Origin of the sequence: Mycobacterium asiaticum (assembly GCF_001673365.1) — a bacterium.
In the GTDB taxonomy this organism is placed as follows: Bacteria; Actinomycetota; Actinomycetes; order Mycobacteriales; family Mycobacteriaceae; genus Mycobacterium; species Mycobacterium asiaticum_A.
Genome location: NZ_LZLS01000027.1, coordinates 1 through 12193 on the forward strand (window position 1 = coordinate 1; position 12193 = coordinate 12193).

Below are 12193 nucleotides of genomic sequence, written 5' to 3' on the forward strand. Positions count from 1 at the left end.
CATGACCCGCACCACCTACGATGCAAATCCGCTTCCCCGGCTGACCCGCCACGCGACCCGCCACCCTCCCTGATCGACCCCGTAGCACGCCCTTTTCGGCGCGACGAATATCCCCCATCAGCTTGTGATGATCTGTCGGGACGAGGATACGAGCTTCCGCCGAGGGCCGAGGCGTTTCCCACAAATAGTTCGGCCAAACTCCCCTGAGCTCTGTAGTGCATACGCACCAAAAGGGCCGTTCGTTTCACAGTTCTTCGTCTGTAAGGCCCTGTTGACGTTATCCGCTATGACCCGCAAGGAGCGAGGGCCGTTGCGTGCTTGCACTCAAGCGACGTATTGCCCGAGTCATGGTGAGGCTCGCGCTGCCGTTCAGCTCCACGCTATGGCGCTCCGCCAGTACCTGGCTTTCCTGTACCGATCCCGGCGCTACGTACTCGGGATCCACGCGGTTCGGAAGAGCGAGTATTTCTCACCGGATCGCTGTCCTCCGTGATCACCGACGCATGGTTGGCACCTGGCGTGCCCCTCCCAGCGCCACGATCGTTTGCATCCTCCTACTTGGCCAGCCCGGTACGGCAGCACACTGCCGACTCTGATCGCTCCACTCGTCGGACGCCGAAAACTCAATCCCTCGGAATCCGGACCGTTACCTTTTTCATCAGGGTAATATTCCCGCATATGACGGGGGTCCGTAGAACAACGCTGTCCTTGGCGGCATCTGGGTTGCGACACGGGATACTGTTGCCGATCGCCACGCCGCCGCGCCGCCAGTTTATCCGCGAGTTGGTCAGAGCGATACCGTGGGCGACGCACTGCCTGCCGCCGTGGCCATCAACGTATCAAGCTGGTGGACGATGATGAAGACCAGCGCTTCAGCGCTCGCTGCAAACGATTTTCGCGTTGCGCGCCAACGACTCCTAAGAATGCACTTCGAAAGCGGTGTCGGCCACATCGGGGGCAACCTCTCATCTCTTGACGCCATGATGGTCGTATTTCATGAGTATCTGCGCGATGAGGACCGGTTCTTCTTGTCCAAAGGCCATTCGGCGGGTGCACTTTACACGACACTGTGGAGTCTCGGCCGGCTTGACGATCGGGACCTCGAAACATTTCACCGGGACGACACACTGCTGGCCGGACATCCGCCGGCGGCAGGAATCCCCGACATCGGGTTCGCTACTGGCAGTTTGGGGCACGGGCTGTCCCTTGCCGCGGGGACCGCGTTGGCCTTTCGGCTTAAGGGAACCAGTGCGCGCGTGGTGTGTTTGACCTCCGACGGTGAGTGGCAAGAAGGTTCGACGTGGGAAGGTCTGATCTTCGCGTCACACCACCAACTGAACAATCTCACGATCCTGGTTGATCACAACGGGCTGCAGGGATTCGGGTCGACTACTGACATCGCTAGTATGTCCCCGTTGTGGCAGCGGTTGCGGGGCTTCGACATTGACGTCGATGTCGTCGATGGGCACGATGCGGACGCGATACGCAGCGCGATTTCAGCCCCGGGTGAACGGTTGAAATTGGTTGTTCTCCGCACAATTAAGGGCCGCGGTGTGAGCTTTATGGAAAACGAGATGAAATGGCACTATCTTCCTTTGACCGCAGAGCTGTACCAGCAGGCGATCGACGAGATCGGTAGCTAATGAGGAAACAGCTGTGTGACGCGTTAGTCGATCGGTCAGTTAGAGAGAAGGACATGGTCTTTCTCACCGGTGATCTCGGATTCAATGCTCTCGAGCCGCTACAACACGCAATGGGCGACCGGTTCATCAATGCTGGCGTTGCCGAACAAAACATGATCACCGTCGCCGCAGCGTTGGCCGCTCAGGAATTAGAAGTGTGGGTCTACAGCATCGCCCCCTTCATGTACGCGCGACCGTTCGAGCAGATCCGCAACGACATCTGTTTCCACCATCTCCCCGTGAAGTTGATCGGAAACGGTGGCGGCTACGGCTACGGGGTGATGGGGCCGACGCATCACTCCATCGACGACTACGGCACGCTGCTCACGCTGCCGGACATTACGGCGTTGGTCCCGGCGTTCAACGAAGACGTGGAGGCGATCGTTTCCAGCGCAGGTTCGTGCGATGGCCCCGCCTATCTACGCATAGGTCTCGGCGAACCGCCAGCAGGATGGATCATTCCTCCATACCAGCCATGGCGTGAATTGACAACAGGACACGGGCCGGTCGTGATTGGCGTCGGTCCAGTCGCCGGCACCTATATCGCGTGCTTCGAGGCCATGCCGGCTGGGCAGCGCCCGAGCCTGTGGGTCGTTGGCGAATTGCCCATCGAACAGAATCCGATTCCAGAAACTTTGCTCATGAAGATTGACTCTTCATCCAGGCTCATCGTCGTCGAAGAACACGTGCGGCAGGGATCTTTTGCATCGCAACTTCTTCTGAATCTGAGCGAACGCGGTTGCCCGCCGAAAGCTTTCGCACACTTGTGTGCCCGTGCCCACAGTTATGGTCGCTACGGCTCCCAGCAGTTTATGCGAGCGCAGTCCGGGCTCGACCAGCCAACGATGCTATCTGTGCTGGCGAGCGTCTGAGAATGGATCTACTCGAATCGAACATCCGCGCTCTAAAGGGGCCGATCCTGGTGACCGGCGCCTCGGGCTTTGTCGGGGCGAATCTGTTCAGAAAGCTATACGAGGTTCGTGACGACGTATACGCGGTCATCCACGGCGAGAAAGGGTGGAGACTCCGCGACGTACCGGACGAGCAAACTATTGAGGTAGACCTAAACGACTACGTGCTGACAAGGCACTTAGTGGATAGCTCTTCGCCGCAGACGGTCTTTCACTGCGCCGCCTACGGTGCATACTCATTCGAGGAAGACGCGACCCTTATCTACCAAACCAATTTTCAATCCGCTGTCAACTTGGTCGACCATTTGGCGTCCCGGCCTTTCACCGCCTTCGTCAGCGCGGGCAGTTCTTCCGAATACGGCACCAATTGCTCAGCACCCGCCGAAGACAGCCTCTGCGAACCCAACAGCCCATACGCTGTATCCAAAGTGGCGATCGCTAATTATCTCCACTACATGGGTAAACAGCGAGGTTTTCCGGCGGTTAATCTCCGCCTGTACTCGGTATATGGCCCGCTCGAGGACACTTCGCGTCTCCTCCCAACGCTGCTTCGAGAAGCGTTGCGAGGGGCGCTGCCGCCCTTGGTTGATCCGCGCACTTCACGCGACTTCGTTTACATCGACGACGTATGCGAAGCCTTTGTTTCAGCTGCGGTACGCATGCACCCGGGACTTCACGGTGAAAATTTAAACATCGGCACGGGAATCAAGACCACGATTGGCGAGCTCGTCGACGTCACGTGCGAAACGTTTCACCTAGACGCCGAACCGCAATTCGACACGATGGCGGGGCGAGCTTGGGACATGGCCGACTGGTATTCCGACCCTAGTAAGGCGCAGCGCGAGATCGGCTGGAGTGCGCAGACCGCTCTCAAGGATGGCCTGGAGTCGATGTCGAGGTGGGTCGCCACTCTCACCGATCAGCAGATGGCGCGAGCGACCAAAAAAGGAGCTGGCGGTCGCCGGCGCAGTTTGTCGGCAGTGATTGCCTGTTACAAAGACGCCGAGGCGATACCTGTGATGTACAAACGGTTGTCCGAAACGTTCGCTCGGCTCGACGTCGACTACGAAGTGATCTTCGTAAACGACGGAAGCCCGGACGATAGCGCCGAGGTGATCCGCGAAATCAGCCGGAAGGATCCACACGTAATTGGAATCACGCACTCGCGAAACTTCGGTTCGCAGATGGCGTTCCGCAGCGGCATGGAGCTGGCGACGATGGACGGCGTCATTTTGCTCGACGGTGATCTCCAAGACCCACCCGAACTCATTCCCGAGTTCTACTCCAGCTGGGAACAAGGCTACGACGTCGTGTACGGGAGGCGGATCAAGCGCGCTATGCCGTGGCACCGGGGCTTGGAGTACAAGCTGTTTTATCGATTGTTCGCACGCTACAGCTACGTAAATATACCGCTGGACGCAGGCGACTTCTCATTGATGGACCGACGCGTGGTCAGATGGTTGCTTAATTGTCCAGAGCGCGATTTGTTCATGCGCGGATTGCGCGCATACGTGGGCTTCAGGCAAACCGGTGTCGATTACATTCGCCCCGAGCGAATGTTCGGACGCTCGACGAACAGCTTCATGAAGAACGTTGACTGGGCTAAGAAGGCGATCTTTTCGTTCAGCAACGCGCCACTGACCATGCTGACCAATACGGGAATCATCTCCCTAGGCGTATCGTTGCTGGCGGCACTAGTCGTCTTCCTGTTGCGGGTCTTTGTACCAGCCATCGCACCTCGAGGTATCACGACCGTGTTGCTCGTGATGCTCATCTTCGGTTCCATGAATCTGTTTGCAATCGGTCTTGTCGGAGAATACGTATCAAAAATTATGACCGAGGTAAAGGAACGCCCCCGCCTGATCCGATCTTCGCTAATCCGCAACGGGGAGCAAACAGAGTTGCTGCCGGATGGCAAGGCAATGCAGCAGCTGACTGCTAGAGAGAAACCTCGATGAGCTCCAAGCGATCTTGCCCAATCTGTGAAGCTGACTCGCTCATGGCAGAATCGTTCCTACGAGCCAACATCGACACCACCCGCTTGGACGGATTCAGCTACGCTTCACGCAAAACGCCAGAGTACATGAATCTCAACCTGGTGCGCTGTCTGCAATGTGACTTGGTTTATGCCGACGACCCGCCCAGCCAGGACGAACTGGCGCGCGCCTATCATGTCGCTGATTATGACAGCGCAGAAGAAGCCGACGACGCGGCTATTGCGTACATACACGCTATGCGGTCGACTTTGATGGCACTCCCACGACGCGAATCAGTGCTTGAGATCGGTGCCGGCACAGGAGTCCTTCTAGAGCACCTCAGGCTACAAGGATTTACCGAACTGGTCGGCGTGGAACCGTCCGCTGCCGCCATCTGCGCAGCCCCCCTTCATCGCCAGCCTTGGATTCGTAAGGGTGTCTTCCAGGAGCAGGACTTCGCTCCCGGGTCGTTCGACCTAATCTGCTGCTTTATGACTATGGAGCATGTACTGGACCCGAAAGTCATCGCGCTTGCAGCGTTTCGGTTGCTTCGCCCGGGTGGAGCTTTCGTCACGGTGACGCACGACTACCAAGGACGGCTGAACCGCATGCTTGGGAAACGCTCGCCGATTATCGACATCGAGCACATGCAGCTTTTCTCGGCCACGAGCATCCGGACCCTCTTCGAGACTACTGGCTACCGCGATATCCGTGTCGAACGGTTCGTCAACCGTTACGCGTTCCGCTACTGGTGGCGGTTAGTGCCCGCGCCCGGCCCAGTAAAACGAACAGTTGCCAGAGCTGCCGAGGTCGTTCATCTCGATGGTGTGAAACTTGGATTTAATGTGGGCAACAGCATGACGAGCGGAGTGAAGTCTGCCTAGCTCGAATTAACGAACACGGCAGCCAACCGCTGTACCGACGAGTCGCCGAAGCCTACGAACGCCGTTGTTAAACCTGTAGGCGATTAGTCCTAAGCGCGTTAGCTTGCTTGCGACTTGAACGTCCGCTTGGCGGCTACGAGCGTGGGTGAACGCGGACGACCTGCAAGCCATTCGGAGAGCTGTCCAGGACCTCGAAGTCGAACCGAATCCGTAGCTCCTCAAGTGCGCGCTGCAGTATGGGCGGGCCGGTTTGCGGCACGAGTGTTGACGTCAGGAGGATCGTACCGGCTGGCACCGCGTCGATGGCCGCGGCGATCCGCGGCCATTCACGCGCGAGGACCAGAGTGTCTTCCTCTGGATTGCTGATCGGGAGCAGATTCACCCGGCGCACCTTCAGAAGAATCTCTGTGGTCTGCGGGACCACGACCAGTGCCGCGCCGTCACCAGGGTCATAACGTTGCAGCATCATAGCGCCGTTGTCGACGATGCTGTCATCAAAAGTCCTTCCCGCCCAGAGATCTTGTAGTGAGGTGCGGAGCGACAACCCGCCGTGGCCGGGCAGATGCCCGTCTGCGAACGGCACCGCGTGGGCGAAGGCCGTGTTGTGCCATTTCTGCATCGCGGACGGTAATCCATAGGCAGTCAACGACGCGAAGACAATTAGTACCAATGCGAGTGGCACCACTCGCCGAGCACGGTGGCCACGGTCCAGTGGCCCCAGAAATATGCTCGCCCATAGGCAGCCCAGCGCGCACACGGGCACAAGCAGGTTCAAGAGATTATTCGGATGCGAACGGCCTAGGAAGTATGTGAAGGTAGACGCGGCGAAGCCGGTGAACCCGGCAAGCCCGGCGAGAACGGGTCCAGAAATTCGGGCGCGCTCGTCGCGTGCCACCGACACGAGCCCGACTGCAGACAGGAAGATCACGGCCGCCATCAACAGGCCGGGTGACCACAAGTCGAGGGGCAGCGTACCGAACTCGCCTACCGAGTACAGCCGGATATAGGCAAAGTAGCCGCCCCAGTCCGGCCATGTGCCGGACGCCACGCGGGTACCAACGCTCAGCGCGAGCACGGCCCCCAGCGAGACCGTGGCAGCCGTAGCCAGTTCTCGCACGAACACCCAACGTCCCGCCCGCGTCCGCCCGAACGCCAGCAGAGCCGCCAGCGCGAACCACGTTACGCCTGTGTACACAAACGTCTCGAAGCTCCACACCGCGGCGATTGCGATGACCACAAGTTGTCCCAACCGCACCGTCCGCGCGTGTTGCGGCCAGCGCGCAGCGGCGACCGCAGCGGCAATGACGAGGTACGGGAGACCGAAGCGCAGGGGCCCTACGCTGGGGTACACCACGTACGAACCAATTGAGGCAAAGATATTAGCCATGACAGCCGCTAGCATCGCTGAGATCACTAGGGCATGGGACCGGATGGCAGTGCGTAACGTCACGTAAACAAGGACATACTGCGCAGCCATTACGGTGCTCAGAAACAAAACGAGTCCGCCATGGTTAAGCGGAAGAACGCTCAGGGCTGCAAGCAGCGCGTAGTAGGCACCGACACCGTATTGCGCCCAGACATCGATAAGCATCATACGCCCGTGCGCCATATCGTTCACCGGCCCAAGGTAGAAGTCGTGGTGGTGGACGAAGATTTCGGGCGGGGGAGGCAACTTTACTTGGAAAACGACTAACGTCAGCACGACACAGACGCCCACGTCGAAGATGCGACGGCGCCAAGCACGCGGCGCCCGCCGGTGAAAGAAGAGCACCGCCGCGAGCGCGGCCGAGGCCAGCGTGACAACGGCCGTGAGTCCGGCCACGACCAACGCGAGAGTCCGAAAAGGGCTGGCGGAGAACACAACTAACGAGCCAGGGACCACGAGGAACAAAAGGATCATAATCACTGTCGCACTCGCGCCAAGGACAAAGGGTGCATAGACCGGCCGCTCTTCAAGCAGGCGGAACACCTCCGGACGGCGAGCGGCAAGCTCGGTGATCCCCCACGCCGCCAGCGCCACCATCCCCACCGCGGTGACCTGCACAATGCCCGTGTTAAACAACCGGAGCAAGACGAACCCGGTCGAAAGTAGCAAGGTGCCTAACGCGAGTGACCAGCGAACGGTCGGCTGCGGGATTGCGGCCAGTCTGCGGCACTTACGGGCGCCGAGAAACGTGCCGATGGGAAGGGCAAAAGCGAACGCGATAACCCACAGCAACGTGTCGAGCTTTTTTGACGGGCCGCCGTTGAGCACTACCACTATGGAGGCAAGGGCGACAAAGGTGGTCGCCGAAGACAAGGATTGGACGGCAACGATTTCAACAGGTTTAAGCCGACGTTCCGGGCTGGCGGGCCCCACTTCTGAACTCGTTGAACACAGTGCTCGGGAAGTGTCGGTCACCGTCTACGCACCGTCCGGGTGCGCCCTGACATCTGGCACGCGGCCAACACGAGATTGCCCCCCTTGGGCTCGTTCGCGATGCACGGAGCTAGAAACTGAAGCTACCAAACCTTCTAGCCCATTGGACGATTTTCCAGCTGGAACCTTCCATATGGGCCGAGTGCGGTCATCGATGCGTGCGACGTGGCGCCGCACATCCGGTGGGCCTAGCTGGATATCATGCTCAAACGCGATCTTCCGACGCAGTACTGGACGAGGTCATAACCTGGTTTGCGATGACAGGTATAAGACGGCCATACACGAAAGTTTCGGATGAGTGAATCTAATCTACCGTCCGAATCGATGCCACCGGGGCCGCTGATCCGACTCGTGCATGACCAGCGCGTGGCATTTCTGTTGGTCGGAGGAATCAACACGGTCGTTGGGTTCGGGTTGTTTATCGCTTGCTCGGTGAGCATGGGCCACTTCGTCGACCACCGGTTAGGCGCGGTCGCCGGATCGCTAGTCACTGTCGGGATCTCGCATCCGCTGACCGTGTTGTTCGCCTTCGTGATGCATAGGCGGTTTGTGTTCCGCGTCCGCGGCCACGTGCTGCGTGACCTCATCCGCTTCTGGAGCGTTTACTTCACCGCGCTAGCAATCAACGTAGTCGCCCTGCCTCTCCTTGTTGAGCTTGGCCTGCACCGTATCCCGGCGCAAGCGATTGTCATCGCATTTACCACGCTGATGAGCTACTTCGGCCACCGACACTTCTCGTTCCGGCGTGGTGCCACCGATACCAAGAATGGAACATCACCCACCTAGACGCGAGCCGCCAGAGAAAATCGAGGCATCATTCAGAATTTCGTTGGCCTCCTTGTGATCCCGGCTCTCCCACTCGAGCTTCCGGATTCGCTGTTGCTCGGCAGTCGTGACATCCGGGCGCTGAGCCACATCGACCTGGGCCTGTAACATCCACCGACGCAGCGATCGGCGCCCACACTGAGCTTCGGCCGATCGACTGGCAGGCGGCATACGCCGACCGATACCTACCGAGATGGTCGGGCGTCATCTTCACCGCACGCTCCCGCTGCTCGACTGGGTAATGCTTGGCCATACACGCCATCTTTGTCACAGAAGGAGCGGTGATGTACCCCGGGTTTGGCGGTGTCGCCGTACTTGGTTTCAGGCCACGGGCTGGGTGGATTGATGTAGCAGTTCGAACTCTATCGGTGTGCGCATGCCGAGGGCGGAGTGACGCCGTTGGCGGTTGTGGAAGATCTCCAAGTATTCGAAGATGGCGTTGGCCAACTCGATGCGGGTCCTCCATCGCTTGCGGTTGAGCAGTCCGGTTTGCATTCTGCCCCAGAAGGATTCGATCATCGCGTTGCCGTAGCAATCGCCGATGGATCCCATCGACGGCACCAGGCCCGCGCGTTTAGCGCGGTCGGTGAAAGCCCAGGAGGTGAATTGCACTCCGTGGTCGGAGTGAACGATCACACCGACCTGTGGGTCGCGGTTGGCGATCGCCATGCTCAGCGCGTTGGTGACCAGGGCGGCGGTCTGACTCGAATCGATCGACCAGCCGACCACAGGGCGGAAGAAGGTATCGAGTACGACCGCGCAGTACAGCTTGCCTCCGTAGGTGCGGTGTTCGGTGATATCGTTGACCCACAATCGATTTGGGACCTCCCGGGTGAACATCCGCTCCACCAGATCGGTCGCCGTCGGTATCTCGTGACGTGACCGGGGACGCCGGTTGCCCGGTAGCCCCTTGATGCCAGCACGTGCCATCAGCAGCTCCAGCTGGTTGTGGCCCACCTGAAGTCCCAGACCGAGGGTGAGTTCGGCATGCACCCGGATGACGCCGTAGGTGCCGTGGGAAGCAGTGTGTACGGCCTGGATCTGTTCGGTCAGCCATGCGTGGCGCACCGCTCGCGCCGACGGTGGGCGCCGTCGCCATTCTCAGTACCCCGACTCGGATACCGACAGCAGCCGGCAGGCAGTTTGCACGGGCAGTCCTTCTGCGGCCATGGTCGCTATGACCGCGTACCGCCTTTTGGGTCGGGCGGCTCCCGCAGCAGCTCACGAGCCCTTTTCAGGATCGCCACCTCAGTCTCGAGCTCGCGGATGCGTTTGTTGGCTGCGGTCAGCTCGGCTTGCTCGGCGCGATTGTGGCCGGGTAGGAGGCCGGTGTCGATCAGTTCCTGTTTGCGCCACCCGTAGATCGTCTGGTCACTGATGCCCAGATCGGCAGCGACTTGTGCGATGGGGCGGCCTGCACCCACCAGATCAAGCACCTTGCGACGGAATCCCTCGGGATAACGCTTGGGCACGGACACGGCTCCTTCGACGGACGTCGTGACCAAAAGTCAAGCAAACCGACTCGGACAACAACCCGGGGTATATCAGAGTCTCCGGCAGAACCAGGGCGGTTCACCTTACACGCTGCGAGTCAGCCAACCCGGGCCCTCGCCAACTAGGAACAAAACCTAGTGAGGTGAGCCCGTCGTAGTGGTCCAGCTGATCTGTCCCCGCCGATTGGAGCCATGGTTACGCGAGTTGGGAGGCGTAACGGGTGGTTGTCCACAGCGTTTCGTATGCTGCGGGGCTGATGTTACCGAGATAGCTGTGGCGACGTTCGACGTTGTAGAAGTTGTCGATGTAGTCGGCCATAGCGGCGGCCAGTTCGATGGTGGTTGACCACCGTCGGGTGTCGAGTAATTCGACTTGCATGCGGGCCCAGAACGACTCCATGGCGGCGTTATCGTAGCAGTCGCCGACGGTACCGAACGAGGCTAGAAGGCCCCACCGGCGCAAATTTTCCCCGAAGCTCCACGAGGTGAACTGTGAGCCGTGATCCGCGTGTAATACCGTTGCGCCGGAACGTTTTCGGGTGTTGGCTGCCATGTTGACAGCGTTGTTGACCAACACGGTGTCCGCGATTGTCGAGAAGGTGCGTGCCACGATCATCCTGGAGAAGCAGTCCATGATGGCGCAGCAATAGACCTTGCCGTCGCGGGCGGGGTGCTCGGTGATGTCGGTGCACCACAGTTCGTTGGGCTGTTCGGCGGTGAACTGGCGGTTGACCAGGTCGGCGGGGGTATGCAGCCGGATCAGGTTGGGGATTCGCCGGCGTGGATGGGGCATCCCGCTGATGCCCTACTCGACCATGATTGCGCGCACCAGCTTCAGGTTCACATTCATCTCGTAGTCATCGAGCAGGGCCGCCCGCATCCGACGACCGCCATAGGTGCCACGCGAGCCTTGGTGAATCTTGGTGATCGTATCGGCCACGATTAATCGGCGGATTTCGCGATCAGGCACCGCCCGGCGCCGATGATACTGCAGGTTGGATCGGGCTAAACCTGCTATGCGACAAGCGGATCGGGCTGAATACCCTTGCGCGATCAGCCCTTCAGCGATCGCGCGGCGGCGTTTTGGGGGCACCACCACCCCGGCGTTGAACAACTCACACGCATCCCGCGTCAACGCCAGCTCTGCCTCGAGTTGCGCGATGCGTCGATGCGCTGCCGAGAGCTCATCGGCCTCCACGCTGGCAATGCCGTCAATGACTCCCGCATCGATGAGCGCCTGGTGCTTCCACCGGAACAATGTCGACTGCGCAATCCCTGTCTCGGCCGCGATGGTGACGACCGATTCACCCGATCCAAGCCGTTGCGCTATTTGCCGGCGCACCGTCGGCGGATACATCCGGGGCATGTGACCTCCTCAGATCACTGTGCCCCCAACTCCCATAACTCTGGACCTACGACACGGGTACAGATCGGCTGGACCTACGACACGGGTACAGATCGGGCGGACTCAATAGTGGGGACTCGCCACAACAGCACCGGCTCGCTATTCATCGATCCCGGAGCCCCCTGGCAGAACGGCTGGATCGAGTCGTTCAACGGCCGACTGCGCGACGAGTTGCTCAACTCCTGGCGCTTCGACTCGCTGCGAGAAGCCCAAGTCATCATCGAAGATTGGAGGATCGACTACAACGCTAACCGGCCTCACTCCGCCCACCGCGGGCTCACCCCAGCCGAGTTCGCCCTACAGTGGACCACGACCCACCAACCGCAAGCCGCATAGCGACTGGACCATCAAACGGGTCCCCCTCACTAGGGTCCTTCAATCATGAGGGAAGCTAACCCCCAGACGCATACTTCCGACCGTAAGAACCCGCGCGGGGATGACCCGAATCCATAGGAATAACGTAAGCATTGAGTTGGGCGGCTCGAGACATGAGGGTCACAACTCGTGCCAGATTGCGATTCGAGGAATTGTCAAGACCTGTGGATCGGGGTGTTTCAGGCGACCTCCGTTCCGGCTTGCTGGGCGTCGCCGTCTGATG

At 59.8% G+C, this 12193-nt stretch carries 8 protein-coding genes and 2 pseudogenes; 6 read left to right on the forward strand and 4 right to left on the reverse strand.

Annotation, left to right across the window (positions count from 1 at the left end; all coding sequences use genetic code 11):
• The first annotated feature begins 857 nt into the window (after positions 1–857).
• The 4 genes from A5634_RS03330 to A5634_RS03345 are packed head-to-tail and all read left to right on the forward strand — an operon-like array spanning position 858 to position 5453.
• Complete coding sequence (locus A5634_RS03330) at positions 858–1643, forward strand: transketolase (protein WP_065142677.1); 786 nt, start codon at positions 858–860, stop codon at positions 1641–1643.
• Positions 1643–2554 carry a transketolase gene (locus A5634_RS03335; RefSeq protein ID WP_065142672.1) on the forward strand — a complete coding sequence of 304 codons (912 nt, stop codon included), beginning with the start codon at positions 1643–1645 and terminating at the stop codon, positions 2552–2554. The genes A5634_RS03330 and A5634_RS03335 overlap by 1 nt, the downstream gene beginning before the upstream one ends.
• A gap of 2 nt (positions 2555–2556) precedes the next feature.
• Complete coding sequence (locus A5634_RS03340) at positions 2557–4551, forward strand: NAD-dependent epimerase/dehydratase family protein (protein ID WP_065142673.1); 1995 nt, start codon at positions 2557–2559, stop codon at positions 4549–4551.
• Positions 4552–4592: 41 nt separating this feature from the next.
• Complete coding sequence (locus A5634_RS03345; RefSeq protein ID WP_216638705.1) at positions 4593–5453, forward strand: class I SAM-dependent methyltransferase; 861 nt, start codon at positions 4593–4595, stop codon at positions 5451–5453.
• A gap of 133 nt (positions 5454–5586) precedes the next feature.
• Here the strand turns inward: A5634_RS03345 and A5634_RS03350 are convergent, their stop codons facing one another.
• On the reverse strand, positions 5587–7854 hold the full coding sequence (locus tag A5634_RS03350; RefSeq protein WP_155769330.1) for a hypothetical protein: 2268 nt from the start codon (positions 7852–7854) through the stop codon (positions 5587–5589).
• A 342-nt stretch (positions 7855–8196) separates the two neighbouring features.
• On the opposite strand from A5634_RS03350, the gene A5634_RS03355 reads away from it, so the two are divergent.
• Positions 8197–8658 carry a GtrA family protein gene (locus A5634_RS03355; RefSeq protein WP_253861465.1) on the forward strand — a complete coding sequence of 154 codons (462 nt, stop codon included), beginning with the start codon at positions 8197–8199 and terminating at the stop codon, positions 8656–8658.
• Between the two features lie 360 nt (positions 8659–9018).
• Here A5634_RS03355 and A5634_RS03365 read toward each other — a convergent pair.
• The 3 genes and pseudogenes from A5634_RS03365 to A5634_RS27980 all read right to left on the reverse strand — a co-directional run bounded on the left by A5634_RS03365 (position 9019) and on the right by A5634_RS27980 (position 11556).
• Positions 9019–10169: pseudogene (locus A5634_RS03365) on the reverse strand (IS3 family transposase).
• A 217-nt stretch (positions 10170–10386) separates the two neighbouring features.
• Positions 10387–10983, reverse strand: coding sequence for an IS3 family transposase (locus A5634_RS27975; RefSeq protein WP_155769331.1), 597 nt, complete (start codon positions 10981–10983; stop codon positions 10387–10389).
• A gap of 12 nt (positions 10984–10995) precedes the next feature.
• Positions 10996–11556 carry an IS3 family transposase gene (locus tag A5634_RS27980; RefSeq protein WP_155769332.1) on the reverse strand — a complete coding sequence of 187 codons (561 nt, stop codon included), beginning with the start codon at positions 11554–11556 and terminating at the stop codon, positions 10996–10998.
• A 117-nt stretch (positions 11557–11673) separates the two neighbouring features.
• On the opposite strand from A5634_RS27980, the pseudogene A5634_RS03380 reads away from it, so the two are divergent.
• Positions 11674–11931: pseudogene (locus A5634_RS03380) on the forward strand (integrase core domain-containing protein); the annotation flags it as partial.
• Between the last annotated feature and the right edge of the window lie 262 nt (positions 11932–12193).

Excerpts from the sequence above, each read along its gene's own strand:
- A5634_RS03330 (WP_065142677.1), top strand. The coding sequence starts at position 858 with ATGAAGACCAGCGCTTCAGCGCTCGCTGCAAACGATTTTCGCGTTGCG.
- A5634_RS03335 (WP_065142672.1), top strand. The coding sequence starts at position 1,643 with ATGAGGAAACAGCTGTGTGACGCGTTAGTCGATCGGTCAGTTAGAGAG.
- A5634_RS03340 (WP_065142673.1), top strand. The coding sequence starts at position 2,557 with ATGGATCTACTCGAATCGAACATCCGCGCTCTAAAGGGGCCGATCCTG.
- A5634_RS03345 (WP_216638705.1), top strand. The coding sequence starts at position 4,593 with ATGGCAGAATCGTTCCTACGAGCCAACATCGACACCACCCGCTTGGAC.
- A5634_RS03355 (WP_253861465.1), top strand. The coding sequence starts at position 8,197 with ATGCCACCGGGGCCGCTGATCCGACTCGTGCATGACCAGCGCGTGGCA.
- A5634_RS27975 (WP_155769331.1), bottom strand. The coding sequence starts at position 10,983 with ATGCCCCATCCACGCCGGCGAATCCCCAACCTGATCCGGCTGCATACC.
- A5634_RS27980 (WP_155769332.1), bottom strand. The coding sequence starts at position 11,556 with ATGCCCCGGATGTATCCGCCGACGGTGCGCCGGCAAATAGCGCAACGG.